27 protein-coding genes are annotated in these 23,510 nt (G+C 70.7%); 12 read left to right on the plus strand and 15 right to left on the minus strand.

The genetic code is table 11. The features are described 5' to 3' along the window. Nucleotides 1-113 precede the first annotated feature (113 nt). Nucleotides 114-956 carry a helix-turn-helix transcriptional regulator gene (locus AB0B98_RS31290; RefSeq protein WP_357367273.1) on the plus strand — a complete coding sequence of 281 codons (843 nt, stop codon included), beginning with the start codon at nucleotides 114-116 and terminating at the stop codon, nucleotides 954-956. Between the two features lie 18 nt (nucleotides 957-974). On the opposite strand, the gene AB0B98_RS31295 is transcribed toward AB0B98_RS31290, so the two are convergent. Then, nucleotides 975-1,868 carry a helix-turn-helix transcriptional regulator gene (locus AB0B98_RS31295; RefSeq protein ID WP_357367275.1) on the minus strand — a complete coding sequence of 298 codons (894 nt, stop codon included), beginning with the start codon at nucleotides 1,866-1,868 and terminating at the stop codon, nucleotides 975-977. Nucleotides 1,869-2,082: 214 nt separating this feature from the next. Between AB0B98_RS31295 and AB0B98_RS31300 the strand changes: the two genes are divergently transcribed. Both AB0B98_RS31300 and AB0B98_RS31305 read left to right on the plus strand, forming a co-directional pair. Next, complete coding sequence (locus tag AB0B98_RS31300) at nucleotides 2,083-3,282, plus strand: MFS transporter (RefSeq protein ID WP_357367277.1); 1,200 nt, start codon at nucleotides 2,083-2,085, stop codon at nucleotides 3,280-3,282. A 68-nt stretch (nucleotides 3,283-3,350) separates the two neighbouring features. Next, nucleotides 3,351-3,608 carry a DUF6221 family protein gene (locus AB0B98_RS31305; RefSeq protein ID WP_357286717.1) on the plus strand — a complete coding sequence of 86 codons (258 nt, stop codon included), beginning with the start codon at nucleotides 3,351-3,353 and terminating at the stop codon, nucleotides 3,606-3,608. Between the two features lie 131 nt (nucleotides 3,609-3,739). Here the strand turns inward: AB0B98_RS31305 and AB0B98_RS31310 are convergent, their stop codons facing one another. The 3 genes from AB0B98_RS31310 to AB0B98_RS31320 form a co-directional block, all read right to left on the minus strand. Beyond that, nucleotides 3,740-4,342, minus strand: coding sequence for a hypothetical protein (locus tag AB0B98_RS31310; RefSeq protein WP_357286714.1), 603 nt, complete (start codon nucleotides 4,340-4,342; stop codon nucleotides 3,740-3,742). Then, on the minus strand, nucleotides 4,342-5,637 hold the full coding sequence (locus AB0B98_RS31315; RefSeq protein ID WP_357367279.1) for a GAF domain-containing protein: 1,296 nt from the start codon (nucleotides 5,635-5,637) through the stop codon (nucleotides 4,342-4,344). Before AB0B98_RS31315 ends, AB0B98_RS31310 begins: the two co-directional genes overlap by 1 nt. Before the next feature lie 216 nt (nucleotides 5,638-5,853). After that, nucleotides 5,854-6,297, minus strand: a complete 444-nt coding sequence (locus AB0B98_RS31320; protein WP_238666801.1) for a MerR family transcriptional regulator — start codon at nucleotides 6,295-6,297, stop codon at nucleotides 5,854-5,856. Between the two features lie 55 nt (nucleotides 6,298-6,352). Here AB0B98_RS31320 and AB0B98_RS31325 point away from each other — a divergent pair, with 55 nt between their 5' ends. Then, nucleotides 6,353-7,270: an oxidoreductase gene (locus AB0B98_RS31325; RefSeq protein WP_357367281.1), complete on the plus strand. Its 918-nt coding sequence runs from the start codon at nucleotides 6,353-6,355 to the stop codon at nucleotides 7,268-7,270. 20 nt (nucleotides 7,271-7,290) lie between these two features. On the opposite strand, the gene AB0B98_RS31330 is transcribed toward AB0B98_RS31325, so the two are convergent. Further along, on the minus strand, nucleotides 7,291-8,154 hold the full coding sequence (locus AB0B98_RS31330; protein WP_357367283.1) for an LLM class F420-dependent oxidoreductase: 864 nt from the start codon (nucleotides 8,152-8,154) through the stop codon (nucleotides 7,291-7,293). 133 nt (nucleotides 8,155-8,287) lie between these two features. On the opposite strand from AB0B98_RS31330, the gene AB0B98_RS31335 reads away from it, so the two are divergent. Then, entirely contained in the window at nucleotides 8,288-8,839 is a 552-nt protein-coding gene (locus AB0B98_RS31335) for a hypothetical protein (RefSeq protein ID WP_357367285.1), read from the plus strand. A gap of 1 nt (nucleotide 8,840) precedes the next feature. Here the strand turns inward: AB0B98_RS31335 and AB0B98_RS31340 are convergent, their stop codons facing one another. Further along, nucleotides 8,841-9,488, minus strand: a complete 648-nt coding sequence (locus AB0B98_RS31340; protein WP_238666805.1) for a response regulator transcription factor — start codon at nucleotides 9,486-9,488, stop codon at nucleotides 8,841-8,843. Further along, nucleotides 9,485-10,588 (minus strand): sensor histidine kinase, encoded by a 1,104-nt coding sequence (locus AB0B98_RS31345; protein ID WP_357367288.1) that lies wholly within the window; start codon nucleotides 10,586-10,588, stop codon nucleotides 9,485-9,487. The genes AB0B98_RS31340 and AB0B98_RS31345 overlap by 4 nt, the downstream gene beginning before the upstream one ends. Before the next feature lie 141 nt (nucleotides 10,589-10,729). On the opposite strand from AB0B98_RS31345, the gene AB0B98_RS31350 reads away from it, so the two are divergent. Then, nucleotides 10,730-11,323 carry a CDP-alcohol phosphatidyltransferase family protein gene (locus tag AB0B98_RS31350; RefSeq protein ID WP_357367290.1) on the plus strand — a complete coding sequence of 198 codons (594 nt, stop codon included), beginning with the start codon at nucleotides 10,730-10,732 and terminating at the stop codon, nucleotides 11,321-11,323. Then, entirely contained in the window at nucleotides 11,320-11,790 is a 471-nt protein-coding gene (locus AB0B98_RS31355) for a VTT domain-containing protein (RefSeq protein WP_357367292.1), read from the plus strand. Before AB0B98_RS31350 ends, AB0B98_RS31355 begins: the two co-directional genes overlap by 4 nt. A 13-nt stretch (nucleotides 11,791-11,803) precedes the next feature. Here the strand turns inward: AB0B98_RS31355 and AB0B98_RS31360 are convergent, their stop codons facing one another. After that, nucleotides 11,804-12,457 (minus strand): response regulator transcription factor, encoded by a 654-nt coding sequence (locus tag AB0B98_RS31360; protein WP_357367295.1) that lies wholly within the window; start codon nucleotides 12,455-12,457, stop codon nucleotides 11,804-11,806. Then, on the minus strand, nucleotides 12,454-13,614 hold the full coding sequence (locus tag AB0B98_RS31365; protein WP_357367297.1) for a histidine kinase: 1,161 nt from the start codon (nucleotides 13,612-13,614) through the stop codon (nucleotides 12,454-12,456). Before AB0B98_RS31365 ends, AB0B98_RS31360 begins: the two co-directional genes overlap by 4 nt. A gap of 131 nt (nucleotides 13,615-13,745) precedes the next feature. Here AB0B98_RS31365 and AB0B98_RS31370 point away from each other — a divergent pair, with 131 nt between their 5' ends. Both AB0B98_RS31370 and AB0B98_RS31375 read left to right on the plus strand, forming a co-directional pair. Beyond that, complete coding sequence (locus AB0B98_RS31370) at nucleotides 13,746-14,147, plus strand: DUF6069 family protein (RefSeq protein WP_357367299.1); 402 nt, start codon at nucleotides 13,746-13,748, stop codon at nucleotides 14,145-14,147. Continuing rightward, the gene (locus tag AB0B98_RS31375; RefSeq protein WP_357367301.1) at nucleotides 14,144-14,599 is read left to right on the plus strand and encodes a hypothetical protein; all 456 of its coding nucleotides are present in this window, start codon (nucleotides 14,144-14,146) and stop codon (nucleotides 14,597-14,599) included. The genes AB0B98_RS31370 and AB0B98_RS31375 overlap by 4 nt, the downstream gene beginning before the upstream one ends. A gap of 29 nt (nucleotides 14,600-14,628) precedes the next feature. Here the strand turns inward: AB0B98_RS31375 and AB0B98_RS31380 are convergent, their stop codons facing one another. Then, the gene (locus AB0B98_RS31380) at nucleotides 14,629-15,471 is read right to left on the minus strand and encodes a LysR family transcriptional regulator (protein WP_238666813.1); all 843 of its coding nucleotides are present in this window, start codon (nucleotides 15,469-15,471) and stop codon (nucleotides 14,629-14,631) included. Between the two features lie 72 nt (nucleotides 15,472-15,543). Between AB0B98_RS31380 and AB0B98_RS31385 the strand changes: the two genes are divergently transcribed. Then, a complete protein-coding gene (locus AB0B98_RS31385; protein ID WP_357367303.1) occupies nucleotides 15,544-16,752 on the plus strand; it encodes an MFS transporter in 1,209 nt (402 codons plus the stop codon). Here AB0B98_RS31385 and AB0B98_RS31390 read toward each other — a convergent pair. Both AB0B98_RS31390 and AB0B98_RS31395 read right to left on the minus strand, forming a co-directional pair. Further along, entirely contained in the window at nucleotides 16,727-17,944 is a 1,218-nt protein-coding gene (locus AB0B98_RS31390) for an MFS transporter (protein WP_357367305.1), read from the minus strand. The two genes, AB0B98_RS31385 and AB0B98_RS31390, sit on opposite strands and share 26 nt — an antisense overlap. A gap of 131 nt (nucleotides 17,945-18,075) precedes the next feature. Next, nucleotides 18,076-18,945: a fructosamine kinase family protein gene (locus AB0B98_RS31395; RefSeq protein ID WP_357367307.1), complete on the minus strand. Its 870-nt coding sequence runs from the start codon at nucleotides 18,943-18,945 to the stop codon at nucleotides 18,076-18,078. 97 nt (nucleotides 18,946-19,042) lie between these two features. On the opposite strand from AB0B98_RS31395, the gene AB0B98_RS31400 reads away from it, so the two are divergent. Together AB0B98_RS31400 and AB0B98_RS31405 are read left to right on the plus strand one after the other, a co-directional pair. Beyond that, on the plus strand, nucleotides 19,043-19,210 hold the full coding sequence (locus AB0B98_RS31400) for a hypothetical protein (protein ID WP_357367309.1): 168 nt from the start codon (nucleotides 19,043-19,045) through the stop codon (nucleotides 19,208-19,210). Between the two features lie 42 nt (nucleotides 19,211-19,252). Continuing rightward, entirely contained in the window at nucleotides 19,253-20,668 is a 1,416-nt protein-coding gene (locus AB0B98_RS31405; protein ID WP_357367311.1) for a serine hydrolase domain-containing protein, read from the plus strand. Here the strand turns inward: AB0B98_RS31405 and AB0B98_RS31410 are convergent. From AB0B98_RS31410 to AB0B98_RS31420, 3 genes are all read right to left on the minus strand, one after another. Beyond that, nucleotides 20,627-21,502: a DUF4253 domain-containing protein gene (locus tag AB0B98_RS31410; protein ID WP_357367313.1), complete on the minus strand. Its 876-nt coding sequence runs from the start codon at nucleotides 21,500-21,502 to the stop codon at nucleotides 20,627-20,629. The two genes, AB0B98_RS31405 and AB0B98_RS31410, sit on opposite strands and share 42 nt — an antisense overlap. Beyond that, nucleotides 21,499-22,089: a DinB family protein gene (locus tag AB0B98_RS31415; RefSeq protein ID WP_357367315.1), complete on the minus strand. Its 591-nt coding sequence runs from the start codon at nucleotides 22,087-22,089 to the stop codon at nucleotides 21,499-21,501. Before AB0B98_RS31415 ends, AB0B98_RS31410 begins: the two co-directional genes overlap by 4 nt. Before the next feature lie 96 nt (nucleotides 22,090-22,185). Further along, nucleotides 22,186-23,394, minus strand: a complete 1,209-nt coding sequence (locus AB0B98_RS31420; RefSeq protein ID WP_357367317.1) for a cellulose binding domain-containing protein — start codon at nucleotides 23,392-23,394, stop codon at nucleotides 22,186-22,188. Between the last annotated feature and the right edge of the window lie 116 nt (nucleotides 23,395-23,510).

A 23,510-nucleotide genomic window follows, 5' to 3' on the forward strand; every position in this document is an offset into this window, starting at 1 on the left:
CTCGCCAACCCCCGCCCCGGCTTGGGCCCCCACCCCGTTTTTGCTCCGCACATCGCGGGGTTGGGCGCCCCCACCCGGGGTGCGGGGGCCCCCGCGATCCGGAAGGGCAGTTCGTGGCACGAACCGAACTCGGCGACTTCCTGCGGGCTCGCCGACAAGCGCTTCGCCCGGCCGACGTCGGGCTCCCTTCACGCGGGCGGCGCCGCACCCCCGGCCTCCGCCGTGAGGAAGTCGCACTCCTGGCAAACGTGTCCGTCGACTACTACGAACGACTCGAGCAGTCGCGCAACACCAGCCCCTCGGAGGCTCTACTCGGCAGCCTGGCCCGGGCGCTGCGACTCTCCGTCGACGAACGGGACTACCTCTACCGCCTCGCCGGGCATCCGGCGCCGACGGCCTCCACCATCAGCGGGTACGTCGATCCCGCGATGATGTTCCTCCTCGACGCACTCACCACGGTGCCCGCGCACGTCATCGACGACCGCACCACCATCCTCGCCCAGAACGCCCTCAGTCGCGCGCTGCTGGGCTCCTGGACCGACGGCGACGACCGGCACTCGAACGTGACCTGGCGCTGGTTCACCCACCCCGAATCCCGCGCGCTCAACGTGCCGGAGGAACACGAGGCGATCGGCCGCGGTTACGTGGCCGACCTACGGGCAGCCGCCGCGCGCGGCGGCCACGACCCCGTATCCGAGCAACTGATCGCCGATCTCACCACCGTCAGCCCGGAATTCGCCCAGTACTGGTCCGACATGCAGGTCGCCCCGCTACAGACCACCCGCAAAATCCTCGTCCATCCGCAAGCCGGGCGGCTGGACGTACAGTGCGACTTCGTTCTCAGCACCACCACGGGTCAGCGCTTGGTCATCTTCCGGCCGCAACCCGGCACGGCCACCGCCGACAGTTTCGACTTCCTGCGCGTCCTCGGCGAACAATCCTTCGATCGCTCCTGAATCGCTACGCCGATTCCGTCACTGTGCTGCGGCGGCCCGCTCCTGTGCGGCGTCTGCTCCCCAACTGGCCAGCAGCCGAAGCGCCTCTTCCGAGAGCGACCCGGGCTCGGCGTGGTAGGTGCTCAGCAACTGCTCCAGATCACCGGGGAGCGCGAGTGTCTCGTAGCGAAGAGTCAACTCACCCACGAGTGGGTGTGACAGGCGCATGATGCCGTGCGTCTTCTTCTTGACGTCGTGGGTGGCCCACAGCCTGCGGAAGTCCTCGCTCTTCAAGGACAGTTCGCCGACCAGGGACGCCAGCAACGGGTCGTCCGTGTGCAGGCCGGCACCCAGCCGTAGCTGTCCCACCACGTCGTACGCCTTGGCTTCCCAGTCAGGGAACAACGTCCGGGAAGCCGGGTCGAGGAAAGTGATCCTGGCCCAGTTCCGGTCCGCTGAGGCGCGAGCCGCCCAGTCACCGAAGAGGGCGGAGGCGGTCTGGTTCCAGGCCAGCACATCGGTGCGGGGGCCCCATACGTACGCTGGCACACCTTCCAGGGCGGCGAGCAGGTCTCGGATCTCGGGCCGCACCTGCTGGCGCGGTGGCCCGGGCCGGCGCTGAGGCCGCTTGGGCTGGGCGAGTCGCACCAGATGGGCGTGCTCGACTTCGGAGAGTTCGAGTACGCGGGAGATCGCGTCCAGCACCTCACGCGAGACGTTGCGGGCGTTGCCCTGCTCGAATCGCGTGTAGTACGCCGCGGAGACCCCCGCGAGTTGCGCGAGTTCTTCCCGGCGCAGGCCCGGGACGCGGCGGCGTCGGCTGTGGTCGGTCAGCCCAACATCTGCCGGTTTCCGGCGTGCCCTGCGGGTGCGCAGAAACTCGCTCAGTTCGGCGGCTGAGGAATCGCTCTGGGCGGCGTGGCCAGTTGCCATATCTCAATTGTTCCACGCTGTGGGCAGCCCAGCCTGTCCCTGCCAGTGATAGTCACACGAGACGTAGACCAAGCAGGTGGCTGGTTAGCACTGCGCGCCTGAAGCAGACTCGACGTGTCCTGAGGAAACAGTTTTCAAGCCCATCCGGGCCACGCAGGATTTCCGTCATCGGTCCACCCGGATGGGCTCACCGCCCTATTTCTGAAAGAGCACCATGACCACCACCGCATTCACAGGCCCGAGTCCGACGACCGCACGGCCGGGCCGCCTTCCGGGAAAAGCATTGTTCGGCCTTTTCTTGGCCGGCTTTATCAGCATCCTCACCGAATGCCTGCCGGCGGGCCTGCTGCCGGAAATGAGCCGCACTCTGCACACGAGCGTCTCGCTCACGGGCCAGACGGTGACGATCTACGCGCTCGCCACAGCGCTCGGCGCCATCCCTCTCGCGTGGGCGACAGCCAGCTGGCCGCGCAAGCACGTCCTGCAACTTGCCCTGGCCGTGGTCGCCGTCACCAACGCGCTCACCGCGCTGTCCGATGACTACAGGCTGACGATGGTGCTGCGCTTCGTCGCAGGTCTGGGAACCGGACTCATCTGGCCTCTTCTCGGCGGCTACGCTGCCCGGCTCGCGCCCCAGGGACGACAAGGCCGTGCCATCGCCATCGCCCTTGCCGGGACCCCGATCGGGTTGGCCCTGGGCATCCCACTGGGGACCTGGCTGAGCACCCTCGGGGGCTGGCAACTCGCCTTCCACGCCTCTGCTGCCGTGACCGTCATGACCATGGCCTGGGTCCTGGTGGCGGTGCCGAACCTGCCCGGCCAACCGGTCGACGCCCGTTTCAGGATCTCGCAGGTCCTGGTTGTGCCCGGACTGCGGCCCATTCTGTTCGCGCTGGCCACGTACATGATCGCTCACAACCTTCTCTACACGTACATCACCGACCTCCTGCTTCACCTGGGGATGGCCGACCAGACCGGCTGGGTGCTCTTCGTCTTCGGAGTCACCTCCGTGCTCAGCGTCCTCGTGGTCGGAACCCACATCGACCGCCACCTGCGCAAGCTAGCCGTGGGCAGCACCCTGCTCTTCGGGGCCAGCGTGCTCGTCCTGGGCGTCGTCGCGGACGCACCGGCGCTGGCCTACGTCGCCGTCGCCGCATGGGGCTTCGCGTTCGGCAGTTCCCCGAGCCTGTTCGTGGGCGCCACGATCAACGCCACCGGACAAGCCGCCAACGTCGCTCAGTCGATCACCATCACGGTCTTCTCGGCTTCTATCGCAACCGGCGGTCTCATCGGCGGTCTCCTGCTCGCCGGCCTGGGCACCGCCTCGATCACCTGGGCGGCACTCATCCTCCTGATCGTCGCGGCCGCCACCGTCGTCGGCGGCAAGAAGTACGCGTTCCCCAGGAACGGCTGAAGCCGGGCGGCAGCGGCGGTGAGTGAACCGTGTTCGAGCCACAGTTGGCAGTGCGCGAGAATCGACAGATGGAAGATCTCCTGAGATTCCTTCACCACCGGTACGAGGCCGACTGCCACGCGTACACCGACGTGTTTCACCGCTTCGGGAGCGAAGCTCTCCTCGACAGCCAACTGCCGATGCTCGACCTGGTCGACATGCTGGCGAAGGAGTACGAGGCGATGGACCCCGGCGACGAGCGCTTCGCTGGTCTCGCGTACGCGCTCCGAGTGCTCGTACAGTCGTACAATGAGCACCCCGACTACCGCAAGGAGTGGCGTCCCTAGCTGCTCAGAGGCCGCCGCCCGATGAGGCAGGTCGAGACGCGCGAGATGCGTCTCCTGCTGGGTGACAAGGGGTACGCCCGAAAGCCGGTCGGAACGGAAGGCTGCGGTGGGGTTGGTTCGTCGCTCTCTGGCTATCCCGATCGAGCTGACGTGATCCACGGATGCCCGGGGACAACCACGCTCTCCAGCGTCCGTGGGTCGATACTCCACTGACCGGCGAGCGTGAGCACGGTTTCCTCATCCGGCCACGGCGAAGTCTCGTCATCGTCGTCCCACGGTTCGTCCTCGTCGGGGGCGACCCCGACCCCGAGCGCCTGCTCTTCCATCGTGCGTTCGCCGACGTCGAACAGCACCTCGCCGCGCTCGCCGAGGTAGGCGAATGCTCGCTCCACCACGCCGTCACGGGCGCGTCCCCACCCGTGGTATTCCACGACGCGATGGGTGCCGAAGTACTGCACCTCACCGAGCAGTCGGCTCAGCGCCGCCAGCCAGGCGGCGAATCGGTCGTCTTCGGGCGCGGAAACGTCTCTCGAAGCGGCGAGCGTCCACCGGTCAAGCGGCGGCGTGACCAGCCACTGGCCGTGATCGTCATACGCGGCGGCGACCGCATCACGCCAGTTGGCGGGAGTGGGACGGCTGAGGTTCAGCGCGGCAGCGACGGCATCGGCGTCCCGGTCACGTACGGCGAGCCAATCAAGCTTGTAGCCGAAGCCGAGCGCGGCATCGGGAGCCATCAGCGGTTGAGGTAAGCGGTCAGGCCACCGAGCTCCTCGCTGGCGATGAACACCGATCGCACGTTGAGGATGGCCTCTTCGACGTGGGCGGGGCAGCCCCACGCCGCGTCGCCCCACGAATCGGCGATCTTGACCTCGGCTCGCGCGGTGCACCCCGCGGCACCGCCGAGCTGGCAGTGCTCGGGGTGCGGCGTGGCGGCCTGCGCGGCTGCGGCGGCACGCATCTGGGTGGCGAGTGCCGCAGCGGCGGCGGCGCGCTGCTCGGCCTCGGCGCGCAGTTCCCGCTCCACGCGCAGCACCTTGGCCAGCTCGTCATTTGCCGACTTGGCGCGTGCCTCGGCGGCGAGCTTCGCCTGCTCGATGTGGTGGCGTTCGATGGCCAGGGCCGCGGTGCCGGCGAAGAGCCGGGTGAGGGCGAGGTCGGTGTCCTGCGGGACGCGCGGGGTGCGGTGATACATCGCGAAGGTGCCCAACAGGCCGCCGTCGCGGGCCAGGATCGGCGTGGACCAGCAGGCCGCCAACCCGGCCTGGTCGGCCAGGCCCCGGAAGTCGTCCCAGAACGGATCGGTGGCGATGTCGGTGACGATGACTGGTTCCCGCCGGTGGGCGGCGGTGCCGCACGAACCGACACCTTCGCCGGTCGCGATGCCGTCGATGGCCTGGTTGTAGAAGTCGGGCAGGCTCGGCGCGGCGCCGTGGCGCAGGTGCCGGGCGTCGGGATCGGCGAGCAGGACGGAGACGAGCACCTCCTGCGGTGCGAGGTTCTCGATACAGCGGGCCATCCCGTCGAGCACCTCGGTCAGGGGCGCCTGGCGGGCGATCTGCTCCAGCAGGGCACGGTGTTCGGCCATCAACCGTTGGGCGTGCTTGACCTGCGTGGTCTCCACGCCGAGCACACGGATCCCGGTCACGTTGCCGTCGGCGTCCCGACGCGGCTCGTAGGTGAAGTCGAAGAACGCCTCCCGCGCCTGCGGGCCGTTGCCCAGCACGACCCGGACGTCACGGCCGGTGTACGGCTCACCAGTGCGGAAGACCTGGTCCAGGAGCGCGATGAATCCCTGACCGGCCAGTTCGGGCATCAGCTCGGCGATGGCCACCCCGACCCGGGCCCGCTCCTCGCCGATGGTGGCGAAGAACGCCGGGTTCGCCGTCTCCACCAGGTGCGACGGCCCCGCCAGAGACGCGAAGACGGCGATGGACTGCCCGAACAACGCGCGCAGGTCCTCCTCCGCTGCTTGCTCGGCAGCCGCCGAACCCGCAACAGCAGTAGACCGTTGGCCTGGTACTGCGGTCATGGTGTGGCTTCGCCTCTCGTCTGCGGATACGGGAACGCCTGTGGTGCCACCCGGGCGGTGAGGGTGGCCGTGGTGCGGAGGTGCTTGGCCGAGGCCACCGCCGGTGCAGCGTACCCATCTGCCCGACACTCAGGTCCTACCCACCAACCAGGCACCGCAACCCGGCACTCGAACGGCCACGAGAGCCAGCGAACCTGGTCCGGCCGGCTGTGTTCATCAGCCCAGCTGAGGTGTGTGCTCTGTCGGGGCGGGCTGGGGTTGCTGTTGCCAGGGATCATTGGAGGCGCCGGCGGCGAGGTGTTTCTCGTAGCTGGCCACTTTGCCGTTGATGAGTCCGAGGGTGTCGTGCAGCTGCGTGAGCTGCTCGCTGATGTGGAGCTGGTGTTCGCGAAGCAACGCGAGCCGCTCGGCCTCGTTGCCGCTGCCCTCGCGTACGAGCTGGGCCAGGCGGCTGATGGTGGTGAGCGGCATCCCGGAGGCACGGAACTTCACGCAGTTTGCCAGCCACTCGACGTCCCAGGCGCTGTAGACGCGCCTGCCGGACCCGTCGCGCCGCACCTCGCTGGCCAACAAGCCCTCACGCTCGTAGAGCCGCAGGGTGTGCACGCTCAACCCGGTGCGCTGCGCCACCTGCCCGATGCTCAGGCCGCTGTCCGCCATGGCGTCGACCGTAGCCATTGACCTAGACCTCGGTCTAGCACCTAGCGTCCGCGACATGAGCAGAGACACGACCCACACCAGGTTCGGTGCCCACAGTACGGCCGGAGACGTCCTCGCCGGGCTCGACCTCACCGGAAAGACCGCCCTCGTCACAGGCGGCTACTCCGGTCTCGGTCTCGCCACGACCCGCGCGCTCGCCCGAGCCGGGGCTCGGGTCGTCGTCCCAGCTCTCCGTCCGGATGCAGCGCGGCAGGCACTCGCCGGCGTACCCGGGGTCGAGGTCGACCAGCTCGATCTCGCAGACCTCACCTCCGTCCGCGCCTTCGCCGTACGGTTCCTCCGCAGTCACCCCGCGCTCGACATCCTGATCGCGAATGCCGGCATCATGGCCTGCCCGGAAACCCGGGTTGGACCCGGCTGGGAAGGGCACTTCGCGGTCAACCACCTCGGCCACTACGCGCTGACGAACCTGTTGTGGCCCGCGCTCACCGCCCCCGACACGGCTCGCGTCGTCTCGGTGGCCTCCGGGCGCAACCCGGCGTGGTGTATCCGGTGGGACGACGTGCAGTTCCAGCGCGGGTACGACAAGTGGGAGGCGTACACCCAGTCCAAGCTCGCGAACATCCTGTTCGCCCGCCACCTCGACCTGCTCGGCAGGCCGCACCGCGTCCGTGCCTTCTCCACAAACCCTGGCTGGATCCTCACTCCCCTGCAGCGGCACCTCGCAGCCGAGGAGATGGTCGCCGCCGGCTGGATCGACGCTGAAGGCGCTCCCACGCAGGGCCTGTTCAAGACCGTCGAGCAAGGCGCGGCGACCCAGGTCTGGGCCGCCACGTCACCCCAGCTCGACGCGAACGGCGGCGACTACTGCGTGGACTGCTGCATCACCGACGGCAGCCCCACGGACAGCGGCGAGGCGGCCCGCCTCTGGGCGCTCTCGGCCGACCTGACCGGCCTCGATCTCCTCGGGTGAGTCAGAGCCGCAGTCGGAGGTCAGATCAGGGCCGCGGCGAGGGCGCGGAACGCGTCGGCGGGGAACGACGTGTCGTCGCCGCCGTTGAGCACCTGGATCGCCACCTCGTCCGCGCCGGCCTGGTAGTGCTTCTCCAACCCGGCCACCACCTCCTCGACGCTGCCCCACGGGATCAGGGCGTCGACGAGGCGGTCACTGCCGCCGGCGGCGAAGTCCTCGTCGGTCCAGCCGAATCGCCGCAGGTTGTTGGTGTAGTTCGGCAGCGCGAGGTACCCGCTCGTGTACTGGCGGGCGGTGGCACGCGCGGTGGTGGGGTCCGCGTCGAGAACCACAGCGACCTCGGGGGCGAGCAGCCGGTCGGGCCCGATTGCCGCCCGCGCTTCGGCGGTGTGCTCGGCTGGGACGAAGTACGGGTGCGCCCCTGTCGAGCGGTCGCGGGAGAGTTCGAGCATCCGCGGGCCCAGTGCCGCCAGGATGCGCCGCTCGGGCGAAAGCCCGGCCGCGTCGAGGCCGTCGAGGTACTGCACCATCCGTGAGTACGGCTTGCGATAGTCGGTGCCGCCGCTCTCCACCACCACCGCGTGGCTGGCGCCGAGGCCGAGCAGGAACCGGCCGGGATGCGCCTGCTCCGCGTCCTTGGCGAACGCCGCCGCCTCGGGAGGCGACGAGTGCCAGATGCTGACGATCCCGGTAGCGACCCCGATGCGCGTGGTCCCGTCCAGGATCTCCCGGAAGCGGGGAGCGACGTTCTCGCCGAAACCACCGGAGAACCAGATCCGTGAGTAGCCGAGGTCCTCCAACTCGGTCGCGGCGTCGATGGCCGCGCCCTGACTCTCGCTAGCAAGGAAGAACGGTTGCCATACGCTGACGAGTCGTTGTGCCATAGCGCAACCCTACGACCCATCAACCGCCGACGGTGTCAGCTAGCGCTTCCAAGCCCGATGTGAACGGGCCGACGGGGCCGCCGGCAGAGTCTGTGGGATCAAGCGCCGAGCCGGTCCACGGTAGCCTCGCGGCATGGGTTCAACCTGGTCGATGACCAAGCGGCTCAGCCTGATGTGGATATCGACCGTGCTCCTGCTTGTGCTGTTCGCGCACGGACCGCGTGTCGAGTACCTGCCGATCGAGGCGGTCACCGGCGGCGTCTGGGCGGCGCTCCTCGGCGCGGGGGCGATCCTGTCGACCAGGTTGGCCAGGCGGGGGCACGGCAAGAGTGCCATTGGGCTGCTGTGCGTGGCGGCCCTGCTTGCCTGCGATGTCGCCGTCGTCGTCGACAGTGCGTTGATCTACGACGGGGCCGGTTACTGGACGCTCAACGGTGGTGTCGGCCTGCCGTACTCGTACGCGCCGTTGTGGTATCCGGCCTCGCTGCTGCCGGGGACCGATGTCGTCGGCATCGACCAGACGGCCATCACGGCCGGCGATGTCGAGTGGCAGGCCGAGCACGTCGCTCCGGTGGCCGTGGTGCTGACCATCGCGTCGGCCCTCGTCATCGCCGTCGTGGCGAGGGCGCTGACCGGGGGACGGCAGGCCAGCCCGCAGCGCCGGCCGATCCGCGCCGGCGCCTGACTCAGGGCGTCAGGCCGGCCTGGATCGCCAGGATGGCTGCTCGTACCCGATCGCGGCTGCCGGTCTTGGCCAGCACGTTCGTGACGTGGGTCTTGACGGTGCTCATGGACAGGTAGAGGCGTTCGGCGATCTCGTTGTTGTTGAGCCCCGCGCCGATCAGGGCGAGCACGTCGGTTTCCCGGGCGGTCAGCTGGTAGGCCGCCAACTCCACGCGGGTGGCCGGGCCGGTCGCGCGGACCCGTTCGAGGACGGCGCCGGTGACCTCGGCGGAGAGGACCGCCTCGCCGGCCGCGACGGTGCGCACCGCGGCGATCAGGTCGCGGGCGCTGGAACGCTTGAGCAGGAACCCTCGTGCGCCGGCGGCGATGGCGTCCAGGACGTAGGCGTCGTCATCGAAGGTGGTGACGACGATGACGGCCGGGGCGTGGGGGATCGTGGCCAGCTCGCGGGTGGCTTGCAGGCCGTCGAGCACCGGCATGCGGATGTCGACGAGGGCGACGTCGATGCGGGAGTCTCGACGTACGGCGTCGAGGAACTGCCTGCCGTCGGCCGCCTCGGCCGCGACCTGGATGTCGGGTTGGGACCGCAGGATCAGGCTGAAGCCGTCCCGGACCAGTTCCTGGTCGTCGGCGATCGCGACGCGGATCATGCGTTCGCCACCGGCAGGTCGGCCTGCACCACAGTGCCGCCGCCGGGGCGGTGGCTCAGCTCCCAGCTCCCGCCGCGCGCGGCAACGCGCTCCCCGATGCCGAGCAGGCCCGAGCCGCTCGTGGGGGCGCGGGGCGGCCCGATGCCGTCGTCGCTGACCCGAAGGCGGACGTGGTCGCCGACGCGGGCCAACTCGACCCAGGCCGCCGTGGCTCTCGCGTGGCGGGCGATGTTGGTGAGGGCCTCCTGGGCGATGCGGTAGGCGGTCAACACGCCGATCTCGTCCAGGCCCGGCTCGGGGTCCACCTGGACGCGCACCGTCACGCCCTGCTGGCGCAGCGGCTGGGCGAGCAGCTCGTCGATGTCGGACAGGCGAGGCGGGGCGCTCACCGCTATCGACGCGTCCGGATCGCGCAGGTGCACGACGAGCGTGTCCAGTTCGCTCAGTGCGGTGCGGCCACTGCCCGCGATCGCCCGCAGCGCCGCCCCCGGATCGTCGCTGAGCTGGCCCGCCTCGGCCTGCACCACCATCGCTGTGACGTGGTGGCCGACCACGTCGTGCAGCTCGCGGGCCAGATTGGTGCGCTGTTCGAGCCAGGCGGCCTGGCCGCGCAGGTCGTCGGTCTCCCGGGTGAGGGCCTTGCCGCGTGACCACGATCGCAACAGGATCGCCAGGAGGTAGCCGGCCGTCACGAAGAAGAACGGCTGTTCGTACAGCCCGTGCCCGTTGAGCAGCGCGACGCTGAGGGCGCCGGCCGCGCCGGCCAAGCCACCCACCCACCCCAGCCACGGGTGTCGGGCCGGGTCCTCGCAGACCGAGACGAACACCAGGCCGGCGGCTGCCAAACCCAACTGCACCGACTCGCCGGTGCTCACGATCGCCACGAACCCCGCGCAGACCGCGAAGACCGCGGTTCGGTAGCGGGGGCGCAGCGCTATGGCCCCGAGGCCGACCGGCAGCACCAGCCACGCCCAGCCCGCCGGCACCGACACGCCGTCCTCGACGGTGGTGACCACCGCGGCGATGATCAAAACCACCGCGGCGTACGCGAGTCGGCGCACTCGCTCGGGGTCGCGCACCAGTTCGCGGATTCCAGTCATCACCTGCACAGTCTCCGTGACCAGCCGGAAGACCGGCCAGTACCCAGGTACCGGATCGGCCGGCACCCCGGTGCCGCCCTCGGAACGAGATCGGCACCGTGGCACGTTCTGCGACAACGCTCACCGGACGACTCTGCGGAGGTGACTCTCGTCGACTCCCGCGCCGCCATCACCGTCGGCCCGCTCCGTACGGTTCCCAACTACATCACCGCCATCCGCACGGTCGCCGCTGTCACCGTCGGTATCGTGGCCCTCGTCTCCGGGTCGGTCGCATTGATGGCGGTATCGTACGGTATCTACTGGTTCGGTGACGTGCTCGACGGCTGGGCCGCCCGCCGGCTCGGACAGGAGACCCGCGCCGGGGCCGTCTTCGACATCGTGAGCGACCGCGCGTGCACCGCCGTACTCTGCGTGGGCCTGGTCTCCCTCGTGCCGGACGTCGCGGTCGTGGCAGTGGTCTTCCTGCTCTCGTTCCTGGTGCTGGACACCATGCTGTCGCTGGCGTTCCTGTGCTGGCCGGTGCTCAGCCCCAACTACTTCCACCTGGTCGACCGGCGGGTGTGGGTGTTGAACTGGTCGCCAGTGGCCAAGGTCGCCAACACCGCCGGCGTCATCGGCGCCATCGCGTTCGGGCAGCACCTGCTCGCGCTGGGCGTCGCCGTCGCCGTCGTCGCGGTCAAGCTGTGGTCGGTCGCAGCGGTGGTCCGGCTGCTCGAACGGGACGGCCGGGCATGAGCAGCCTCGCCGAGGCCGTGGTGGCGCTCGGCTACGGTGTCGCTTCGGCGCTCGTCCCGGTCGTCAACGCCGAGGCGTACGCAGTGGTCGCCGGTCAGCGTGCCGGCCACGCTCTCGTGGCCGTGGTCGCCCTGGCGCTCGGGCAGACCGCCGGCAAGCTGCTGCTGTTCGAGTCGGCGCGTCGCGGATCGGGACGGCTGGCCCGGACGGTCGCGAAACGGGAAAAGTCAGGTCGCGCGGCGGCTCGGGCCGCGCGGTGGACCGAGCCGATCCGGCGCTGGCTCTCCCGCCGCCGCACCGCCCTACCGACAGTGCTGGCCTCCGCCGCGGTCGGGGTTCCACCGCTGGCCGTCGTCAGCCTCGCCGCCGGCACCGCCGGTCTTCGACGCTGGGAGTTCGCCGTCGCCTGCCTCTCCGGGCGGGTGATCCGTTTCGCCCTCCTGCTCCTGCCAGCGGTGCTGGCCTGACCCCGGCTCCCCGTCAGAGGAGCCGACCGTCGTGGGCGAGCAGAGCGATCTGGGTGCGGTTGTCGAGATCCAGCTTGGTCAGGATGTGCGAGACGTGGGCCTTCACCGTCGTCACGCTCATCAGCAGCTCGCTGGCGATCTCGGCGTTGGAGCGCCCCTGCGCGATGGCCAGTACGACGTCGCGTTCCCGGGGCGTGAGCAGGGCCAACCGCTGCTGCGCCCGCTCGTGGGACTCGGCCCCCGACGCGACCCGCTGCATGAGGCGGCGCGTCACGCCCGGAGACAGCATCGGGTTGCCGGCCGCCACCGCGCGGACCGCCTGACTGATCTGCTCGGGCGGGGTGTCCTTGAGCAGGAAGCCGCTCGCGCCAGCCCGGAGGGCTCGCACCACGTGCTCGTCGGTGTCGAACGTGGTGAGCACGATGATCTCGGGTGGCCGGTGGCGGCGGCGCAGGCGCTCGGTGGCGGTGATGCCGTTGACGCCGGGCATCCTGATGTCCATCAGCACCACGTCGGGCAGGTGCCGGTCCACCGCCGTGATCGCCGTGGCGCCGTCGGCGGCCTCGCCCACGACGACGATCCCGTCGGCGCCGTCGAGCATCAGCGTGAGCATTCCCCGTACGAGGGGATCGTCGTCCACGATGACGACCCGGATCGGAACCGTCACGTCAGCCACGGCAGCCACGCGCTGAGCTGGAACCGGCCGGCGGCGTCGACGTGGTGGTCGACCCGACCGCCGGTGAGCGCAGCCCGTTCGGCAAGGCCGATCAGGCCGGTGCCTGCGCTGCCGGTGGCGCTGCTGTCGGGCGTCGTCGGGTTGCTCACCGCGATGCTGAGGCCGGAGCCGGGCGCGCCGCCGAGCACCAGCCGGACCGGCTGACCGACGGCGTGCTTGCGGGCGTTGGTCAGTGCCTCCTGCGCGATCCGGTACGCGGTGCGACCGACAGTCGGGGGGATCTCGACCGGCGGGCCGAGCCTGTCGTCGACCTCGATCTGTTGCCCGGCGGCCCGCGCCTCGTCGATTAGGCACGGCAGGTCGTCGAGGGTCTGCCCGGGTGGCGCGTCGGTCGGCGAGTCGGTGTCGTCGCTGCGCAGCAGGGTGATGACCTCGCGCAGCTCGTCGAGGGCGTGGTGTGCGCTGGCCCGGATCACCCCGGCGGCGGCGCTGAGCCGCTCGGGCGGCGCGTCCGGCCGGTACTCCATCGCACCGGCGGCGGCAGCCAGCAGTGACAGCCGGTGTGCCAGCACGTCGTGCATCTCCCGCGCGATCCGGCTGCGCTCCGCCGCCCGCGCCTCGTCGACCCGTCGTTCCTGCTCCTGCTCTGCCCGCCGGGCCCGGTCCCGCAGCGCCGCCAACAGGGCGTTCCGGGCCTGCGCCCAGGTGCCCCAGCCGAGCAGGGCCGCGTAGGCGATCGTCATCAGCACCAGCCGCCAGCCGTACGGCAGGCTGGGCACCGGTCGCCAGAACGCCTGCACCGCCTCGCCCGCCACGCCGACCGCCGCCACCGCCGCCGCTTGCCGAAACGGCCGGTTGCGGGCGATGAACAGCACCGCGAAACTGGCCACCGGCGTGAGCACCGGAGACAGCGCGACGAGCAGGCCGGCCAGCACGCCACCGACCTGCGGACGGCGGACGACCACTGGAACGAGGGCCAGGGCGGCCACCGCCAGCGCGACGTCGACGCCGACCAGGCCAGCGGAGCTGGACCGGGTGGCGGACCACAGCATCGTCGCGACGAGGACGCCGATCGCCACCGTCGTCACCACCACCGGGACGGAACGCCACGTCCGCGGCGGCTCGACCTCGCACGTCGCCGCATCCACATCGCGCACGCTACTGGGCTCGCGGCGGTCCGGACCACCTCCTTTGGTAGTACGCCGAGCGGCCGGCGGACGTACCCGCTGCGGCGTCTCGACCGACGCGTCCGGCAGGGCCCGGTCCGCAGACTCAGGCCATGACGAACAACCTTCTCCTGGGACGGGCCGCGGCGGTGGCCGGCGCGACAATGGTGGCGGTGGTCGAGTTCGCGCTGCTGAACTCGGCGGCCGGCGTCGACCTGGCGGTCAGGTCCGCAAACTCGACCCGGCAGATCACCGTGGCCGCGGTCATCGTGGCCACCGTGGTCGCGGCACTGGCCGGCTGGGCGCTGCTAGCGGTGCTGGAACGCCGCACCAACCGCTCCCGCGTCTGGTGGACCTCGATCGCGGTCATCGTGCTGCTGCTGTCGCTCGTGGTCGGGCCGCCGAGTGGCGTCGGCGGGGGAGCGAAGGCGACCCTTGCTCTGCTGCACCTGAGCGTCGGCGTCATCCTCATCCTCGGCCTGCCCCGGTCACGTCCGGCAGGGGCGAACCGATGACCACGCTGACCGTACGCAAACAGGACGGGGCCTTCGTCCTCGACTCCGGGGCGCGCGCGTCGCTGCGTACCGGCTGGACCTGGCGGTGCGGCGAGATCCGCACCGACACCGGCCGCTGGACCGTCGCGCCTACCGGCCGCCGACGCATCGGGTTCACCGCCCAGGGCGAGCACGGCGTGCCGGTGCGGCTCGATCCGGGCCGGTCGCACGTGCCGGGGCCCGGCGGGGTGGCCCGCTGGTCGCCCGGCCGCTGCGGCGGTGAGCTGGTACGCGACGGGCACCGCCTCGCGGTACGCCTGCCCGGCCGGCGCGGCGGGCCGATCCGCGTCGAGGTCACCGGCGAGTGGGCCGAGCTGGAGTTGGTGGTGCTCACCGCCTGTTTCGCGCTGATGAGTCAGCGGCGGCGACGCACCCTGATCGTGATGGCTGTCGTCAGCGCGGGCAGTGGGTGACCGCCGGCCCCGACGGTGAGGGTGAGTGCTCAGACGATGCGACGGAGCACCGTCTCCACGGCGTCGATCAGTGGATCACCCTCGGTCCGGGGGTGCCGGGCGAGACCGAACTCGACGTCCGGCAGGGCGGGCAGGGCATCAGTGTCGCGGCAGATCATGACCGGTTCGAGGTTCGCGGGCATGAGTGCCGCGACGCCGAGCCCGGCCCGTACCGCGGCGAGCACCCCGACCAGGCTGTTGCTCTCGAAGGCCACCCGCCAACGCCGATCGGCGGTCTCCAGCGCGTCCAGCACGGACGTACGCCAGGAGCACGGGTTGGAGAAGAGCACCACCGGCAGCGGATCGGCGCTCACGTCCACACCCTGCCCGGTGGCCCAGACCAGCGGGGCGCGCACCGTCCAGCGCGGCGGCCCGGGAATGTCCGGTACCGCGTCCAGCACGAGTTGGACGCGGCCCGTGTCGTAGGCCTCCCGCATGGCGACGTTGGAGCAGCTGAGCACCTCCAGCGTCGCGCCGGGGTGCAGCCGGGCGAGGTCGGCAAGGGCCTGCGGAAGGTGGGACGCGGCGAGGTCTTCGAGCAACCCGACGCCACAGTGGCCGGTGAGCGCGCGTCCGGTTTCGGCGAGCGCCTGTGCGGAGAGCGAGAGGATGCGTTCGGCGTACGGCAGGAGTTCCTCGCCCGCCCGGGTCGGCGATACACCAGACGACGACCGGTGCAGCAGTGGACGACCGACGACGCTTTCGAGCTTGCGTAGCTGCTGGCTGAGGCCGGGCTGGGTCTGCCCGAGAGCGGTCGCGGCACGGCTGATGCTGCCCTCCCGCACGGCCGCGACAAACGACCGCAGCAGGGCGGTCTCCAGGTCCTTCGCCATAAGCAATCATTATGCCAGCCTCAACGAAATCGAGTCTTCTTATGGCGGGCGGGCGGAACTAGCGTCAACCGGGTGACCAGCTACCGGCAGGTGCTCGCCGTGCCAGGGATGGCACCGCTGCTGGGCGTCTCGTTGCTCGCCCGCACCGCGATAACGGCCGACGTGATGGCGCTGACCCTCGTCGTCGTCCTCGGCCTGGAGCTGAACTACGCGGCGGCCGGTGCTGTCGCGGCGGCCCTGACCGCCGGAGTGGCGCTGGGCGGGCCGCTGCTCGGCCGCATGATCGACTCACGGGGCCTGCGCCTCGTCCTGCTGGTGACCGTCACCGCGCAGGTCGTGTTCTGGCTGGGTGTGCCGGTCCTGCCGTACGGGTTCCTACTGGTCGCCAGCTTCGTCGCCGGCCTGTTGATGGTGCCGGCCCAGGCAGTGAGCAGACAGGCGATCGCCGCGATGACGACGGCGGAACAGCGCCGGGCCGCGTTCGCGCTGGAATCGGTGCAGGGCGAACTGTCGTACATCGTGGGGCCGGCGGTGGTGATCCTGGGCGCGGCGACGGTGTCCCCCGACGTGGTGGCGTGGGGGGTCGGTGCCGCGATCCTGGCCGGCGGCGTCGGAATCGCCGTGCTCAACCCACCGATGCGCGGCCAGGACGAGGCGGACGCCGCAGCGGCGGAACGACCTCAGCGCCGGCAGTGGCTGGACGCCAGGATGACCGCCGCGCTCACGATGGCGCTCGGGACGACGACCCTGCTCAGCGGCGTCGACCTCGCCATCGTCGCCACCCTGCGGGAGGCAGGTCAGGTGTCCTGGGCAGCCGTGGTCGTCGTGGTGTTCGGCGTGTCGTCGGTCATCGGCGGGCTGGTCTACGGCGCGCTGACCAGGCCACTGCCCACCTGGCTGCTGCTCGGCCTGCTCGGGCTCGTGACGATCCCGGCCGGGCTGGCCCGCGACTGGCAGTGGTTGTGCGCGGCCGTCGTCGGCAGCGGGCTCCTCACCGCGCCGACCCTCGGCACGGTGGCCGACGCGGTGAGCCGGTTGGCGCCACCCGGTGTGCGGGGCGAGGTCATCGGTCTGCAGTCCTCGGCGCAGAGCGCCGGCTTCGCGCTCGGCGCCCCGCTGGTCGGCGTGGCGATCGACCTCTCCGTGCCGGCGGGTGGCTTCGCGACGGCCGGGCTCGCCGGCCTCGGCGCCGCACTGACCGGATATCTGCTGTCCCGCCGCCCGCCCGCGCGGACAGCGGAAACGAGCACGCCGATCAGCGTTCAGACCCGCGTGCCGTAGCTGAGGGACGAGCGCCGGTCGACGCCGGCCCGACGACGCGGCCCCGACGCGCGTCCACGGCGAGCAGCGTCAGGGCGGCCAGCGTCAGCAGACCGCCGGCGAGCGCCAGCGGGCGTGCCCCCAGGGCGGGCAGGAGGGCGCCGCCGAGCAGTGATCCACCGGCGATGCCGGCGTTGAAGGCGGTGCTCACCCCGGCCGACGCGATGTCGGTGCTGCCCGGGGCCAGTTGCAGCATCCGGTTCTGCACGGCGGAGCCGAACGCCGCGTATGCGAGGCCGATCCCGGCGAGAAGCGCTACCACGCCCGGTTTGAGCGCGCCGAGCGCGTAGAGCCCGAGCAGCGAGGCCGTGCCGATGCCCAACGGCGTCAGCAGCGAAGCGATCGGTCGGGTGTCCAGAGTCCGGGCCGCGACCAGGGTGCCGACGACACCGGCCGCGCCGGAGACGAACAGCAGCGGCGCCAGCACCGCGTCGGCGAAGCCGCTGACGTCGAGCAGGAACGGTGTCACGTAGGTCTGCAGGGTCATGAAGCCGCCGATGCCGAGGGCGGTGGCGATCAGCAGGACGGCGAAGCGCCGGCCGTCCGGCGCGCTGCCCCGGGCGGCGCCGCCGGCGGCCGGGGGATAGGAGGGGAGAAGGAGCAGCACCGCGGCGGCGATCGCCACACCGATCCCGGCGAGCACAGCGAACGCCGCGCGCCAGCCGGCTTGCTGCCCGAGCCAGGTGCCCAGGGGTACGCCGAGCACCGGAGCGAGCGTCGCCCCGGTCGCGAACAACGCCACCGCCCGACCGCGCACCGCGACCGGGAACGGCCCGATCACGGTCGCCGTGGCGACGGACCAGAACAGCGCCTGGGCGAGGGCGGTCACCAGGCGGGTGCCGGCCAGCACGGCGTACGTCGGCGCGAGCGCGGCGGCTGCGTTCGCGGCGGCGAACAGGAACATCGTGACACCGAGCAGGTGCCGCCGGGGGACCCGCTGGGTCAGTCGGGTCAGCGGTACGGACGCCAGCACCACCACGATGGCGTACCCACTGACCAGCAGGCCCACCTGCGAGCGGGAGCGGTCCAGATCGGGTGCGATGCGGGTCAGCAGACCGACCGGCAGCAGCTCGGTAGTGATGAACGCGAACGCGGCGAGCGAGAGCGTGACGAGCACCGCCCTGGCCCTTCGCGGCGACACCTCCGGTGCCATGGCCCCACCCCCCAGTGAAGTGGTCACCGTAACGAGGGCCTGACCTCGGGCCGCTCGCGGGCCTCGACGGAGGTGGACCACGTTGACGGAACAGTCCGGCCGCGCGCCGCGTCCGGCGGCCGGGCCTCCGGTCAGGTTCGGGTCCGGAACGGGGCAAGGACGGCGCGGATCTGATCGGCAGCGCCCCAGTCGTCGTCGAACTGGGCCAGCACCGCGAGGTGTTGTCGCAGCTGGATGACCGGCATCCGGGCCTCCCAGCCGGCGTCGAGCGCGGTCAGCTCCGCGTAGACCTCGAACATCCGTCGTGCCTCGGGCGGGGGCGAGGTGGACCACACGTGCGCGAGGTCGACCTCGGCCCACAGGTACGACACGGCCGGGTCGATCAGCGCCGGCTCTCCGTCCGCGGTGGCCAGGACGTTCTGTGCCCACAGGTCGCCGTGCGTCAGACACGCCGGACGCTCCGGCAGCAGGTCGGGCAGCCGGTCGCAGAGCCGTTCCAGCGCCGACCGGTCCTCCGCGTCGAGCGCCGCCCCGACGCGGGGCTCGTCGAGCCAGCGCAGCAGCCGGTGCTCCGCGAAGAAGGCGAAGCCGTCGTCGTTCCACGTGTTGACCTGGCGGCGACGGCCCAGCCAGTTGTCGTGGTGCCAGCCGAAACGGGGATGGGTGGTATTCAGGTGCAGGTGTGCGAGCACGTGCGCGAAGTGCTCCCAGAAGGCCTCGCTGCGCGGCCTCTCGCTCAACACCGACAACACCAGGACGTCCCGGTCCGCCAGGATTACCTCGGGTGTCGCCACACCGCCCAACTCGCGCAGGGCGGCCAGCCCTTCCGCCTCGGCGACGAAGACGTCGTCGGCCGGCGGGTCGTCGAATGCCTTGACGAACACCGGCGGGGCATCCCGACGGGTGGCGATGCCGGCGAGCGCCGCGAGCCCGCCGGTCACCGGCCGCACCGTGACGACCTCGCGCATACCGGCCAGGTGCAGACGCTCCAGCAGGGTCACGGCACGCTCCTCAGGTCCGGCGTACGAGGTCGTCCGATCCTATGTGGTTGATCACGGCTCGCCCTGCCGGCGGCGGGGGCGTTGGACGCTACTGGGCATGGGTCACGTGTCGGTGGATCAGCAGCGGCTGGAGCGGACCGTCCAGGAGTTCGGTGCCCGGTGGACCAGAGACGCCGCCGACATCGAGGCCTACCTGGCCGCACAGGTCTCCGAGGCCAGTCTGATCCGGGAGGTCTCTCGTACCGTCACGAGCCCCACGGGATGACCGGAGTTGATCCGGCGGTGGGCGCGGTCGAGAATCGACGTCGTGGATCTACCTCAGGACTGGGTCTCGCTGCTGGGCGAGCTTGACCGGCAGGTGTCGTCCGGGCGGCTCTCACCGGACACGGCGGCGCTGTCCGAGCTGATGAGCAGCTACGACGTGCCGGGGGTCAGCATCGCCGTCGGCCAGATGGGCGCGCAGGTCCGGGCGGCAGGGTTCGGCGTCACGGCGGCCGGGACGTCAACTCCGGTGACCGCGAGCACCGCCTTCGCCGCCTGTTCGATCAGCAAGCACGTCGCGGCGTTCGGCGCGCTGCGACTGGTCCAGGCCGGTGTCCTGGACCTCGACGGCGACATCGGCGATCACCTCACCTCGTGGCACCTGCCCGGCCGGGAAGACCAGCAGGGAGTCACGGTACGACAGCTGCTGGCGCACACTGCCGGACTGTCCGACACCTGGTACCGCGGCTACGCCGCGGATCGCGCCCCGTCGCTGTTGCAGGTCCTGGACGGCACCGGCACGACGAGTACGCCACCGGTTCGGCCGACCCTGTTGCCGGGTAGCCGTTTCCGGTACTCGGGCAGCCACTACTCGGTGCTTCAGCAGGTGATGGTGGACGCGACCGGAACCCCGTTCGAAGACCTCCTGCGAACTCTGGTGCTGGAACCGCTGGCCATGGCCGACAGCAGCTTCGACAAGCAGTTTCCGCACCGGCGACCGGATCAGGTGGCGCATGGTCACCACGGCGGCGGCACCAGGATTCCTGGCGGCTGGCGAACGCAACCGGAGCTGGCCGCGGCCGGACTGTGGAGCACCCCTACCGACCTGCTCCGGCTCGACCTCGAGATCGCCCGGGCCGTCTCGGCAGGTTCGAAGCTGCTCGACCACGACCTGGCCATCCAGATGTGCACGACGCAGATTCCTGGCGGCAGCTACGGCCTCGGTACCGAACTCGACGAACGCGCCGAGCGTCGTCGTTTCGGGCACACCGGGTTGAACGTCGGCTACACCTGCTTCTCCTACGTCTGGCCGGACAGCGGCATCGGGGTAGCGGCGATGACCAACTCGGAGGATGGCTGGGAGCTGCTGGTCAGCATCCGCGCCGCCGCGGACCGTCGCTACGCCGCCGCCAGAGTCACCGCCGCGCCGCCTGCGGATGTCACGGGCCGTTACGTGCTGCGCGACGACTACCCGATCGACATCGCGCTCACCGACGGCCACCTGACCCTCGCCGCCTCAACCCAGCAACCGGTTGTCCTCCTGGCAGGACCGGACGGTAGCTACCGACACCCGGACCTCGATCTGGAGGTGCGTTTCGTCCGGACCGACGACCAGCCCCACGTCCTCGAACTGCGCCAGGAAGGGCTCACGCAGACCGCGAGGCCGGTAACCGGGGGGCAACTGGAACAGCCAACGCTGTCAGGGTCGGTTGTGGACGAACCACGCGTCACCGGCCGGTAGGGCGACGGCGACCTCCCACTGGCTCAGTTCGAGGTCCGGAGCGAGCGCCTTGAGCTGACCGGCGGCAGCCCACGCCTCGTCACCCGGCGTCGGGCGACGACCCACCTGGAACTGGAGCATGGTGTCCCATGATGCGACCAGGCGGGCGTCCCACCGGTGCCGCCACCGCGCCAGCACTTCGGCGAGCCCTTGGTGTTCCTCCTCGGTGAGCGCACCGTAGAAGTCCACCCAGTACGCCGAGGCGCGGACGTCGCTGGTGGGCAGCAACATGAGCAGGACGCTGTCCGGCGTATACCAGTAGTCGGTCTGCGTCACGAGCCGCACGTTGCCAAGCACCTGGGCGTGCAGGTCGGCGTCGGCGAGCAGCCCGTCGTACAGCGCCCGCTCCAGCACCGGAAGTGGTGCCGGCAGCACCACATCCGGCACCAGGGCGCTCAGGTCGACGCCGGTCGTGCCACGCGCGTAGAACTCGATCTCGTCCTCGGCGACCTGGTGGTCCTCGCTGTGGTGGCGGTAGGTCAGCCAGGGTTCGCAAGACGCCGCCGCCTCGACGAACGCGCGCAGCTCCGACTCCGACGGGCCCCGCTCGGGCTCGGACCGGATGGTCAGCGCGTCGTCGAAGTCGTCGGTGACCATGACGGGTCGGCGTCCGATGACCGGCACCAGCGCGTCGGCGGCCTGCCAGACCTCGTGCAGCCGATCGGGGTCGACGTCGGCGACGAGGAGGGTGCCCGACGGGCCGTGCCCGATCGGCAGGCCGGCCAGTGGCGTGCCCACGAACGCCGCTTCGACCTGGGCCAGCTCGTCTCGCCCGTCGACGGGTTCGCCGATCACGCGAAGTGGTCGGCCAGCTTCGTCAGCTTGCTGACGTACGCCGGCCAGTCGTAGTCGTTGGGGATGTTGGGGTTGCCCTGTCGAAGGCCGATCGTTGTGTCGTGCTGTTCGCGGATGATGTCGGCGTGCCCGGCGTGACGGGCGAGATCGCAGGTCACGTGGATGATGATCCGCTGCAGGGTCACGTCCTGCGCGCCGGGCCGCCACCACGGCACCTGCCCGGGCGCGTCGAGCGACAACTCGTCGATCGTCTGGTCCGCGAACGCGCCGACCCGGCGATACAGGTCGATCAGCCCGTCCTTCGTCTCGTCCTCCCGGGCGTACCAGTCTGCCTGGGGGTCCTCGTCGAACGCCGCCATCGGGACCAGCTCGTCAGGGGTCGGGAAGTCGCGGCCGAAGGTGGGCCCGAAGTAGCCGGCTTCGACATTGAGGCAGTGCTTGATGATGCCCAGCAGGTTGTTGCCGGTCGCCGTGCGGGGCAGCCTGACCTCACGTTCGCTGAGCCCGTCGAGCTTCCAGATGAGGTCCTCGCGGGTCCCGCGAAGGTAGGCGTGCAGCGCGGCCTTCGCATCGCTCAGATCAGCCATGCCGGCCAGTCTTCCCTATCCGGCGGGCCGTCGCGCACCCACGGCGGGCCGGTGCCGAGGCACCGGCCCGCCGAGCGGATCGATTTGTCTGGGGTGTCAGCTTCCGGCGCAACTCGCTGTGGCTCCGCTGCCGCTGCCGGTGCCCTGGAATCCGAAGCTGGTGGCCTGACCTGCGGCCAGCCTCCCGTTGTAGCTCTGGTTGGCGACGGTGATGGTCCCGCTGGTGCCGCTGCTGACGCCGTTCCAGAGCGAGCTGACCGACGCGCCGCTCGGTAGGGTGAGGGTGACCCGCCAGCCGGTCAGCGCTGTGGATCCCGCGGTGACGCTGACGTTGGCGACGAATCCGCCGTTCCACTGGTCCTGGACGGAGTAGACAGCGGTGCAGCCGGGGGTGCCGGTCGGCGGCGGTGTCGTCGGCGGTGGCGTGGTCGGCGGTGGCGTGGTGGGAGGCGGAGTGCCGTCGTCGAGCGTCAGGTTCTTCTGCTGGACGCTCCACTGGCTGCGGCACAGACCGCAGTCGGCGCCGACGAAGTTGCGGCCGGCGGTGGTGTCGCCCTTCAGTCGCCATTTGAGGTAGAGAGTCGCCACCCGGCCGAACTCGCCGCCGTTGGCCTGGTCGTAGGTGCCGCCATGCCCGACGTTCAGGTTGCCCATGAACGCGGGCAGGCCGGCGGGCAGCTTGCCCCAGTCGTCGATGGCGTTCGGGTAGGCGATGTCGCTGGGCCCGCCGACGAAGTAGGCGATCGGCTTGGTCAGTCTCCTGAGCTGGTAGTCGTCGGCGTCGTTCAGCAGTCCGCTGCTGAAGATGCCGGTCGTGGTGACGCGCGGGTCGTTCGAGACGGCGTACGCCTCCAGGCCTCCGCAGGAGAAGCCCGCGACGGCGACCTTGCTCGTGTCGATCTTGTTGTAGTACTTGCTGCCCTGCCGGGAGTTCTCCGCTACCGCCCAGTCGATGGACTGGGTGAGCATCTGGGAGGTGGTGGAGCCGGAACCGTTCGGGGCGCCGTTGGCGATGGCGAGGAAGCCGTGGGAGGCGATCTCGCGGAGGAAGTTGCCCTGGGAGAGGCCGTTGGCCGAGCAGCCGCCGTTGCCCCACACGACGATGGGTAGGCGTTCGGACGGGAGGGTCTGCGGTCGGAAGATGGTGTGGTTGGCCAGGGTGGCCGAGGTTTCGTAGTCGGCGGGGTAGGGGCCGGAACCGCCGATGGCGGCGGACGCCGGTGTCCCGCCGAGCGCCATGATCACGGAGGTGACCGGGACGATGGCGGCCGCCAGCCCCGCGTAGATCTTCGCTCGCCTTCTCATTGCACCCTCCAGGAACAGTCACTGTGGCGCTCCCCGCGGTGGCGGTTGGGTCACTCGCGTCCCGACGAGAGTGGTCAGCGCTGGCCACGGGTCTGGTCGACGGGGGCGCGTCGCGG

Source organism: Micromonospora sp. NPDC048947, assembly GCF_040649495.1.
In the GTDB taxonomy this organism is placed as follows: Bacteria; Actinomycetota; Actinomycetes; order Mycobacteriales; family Micromonosporaceae; genus Micromonospora; species Micromonospora alfalfae.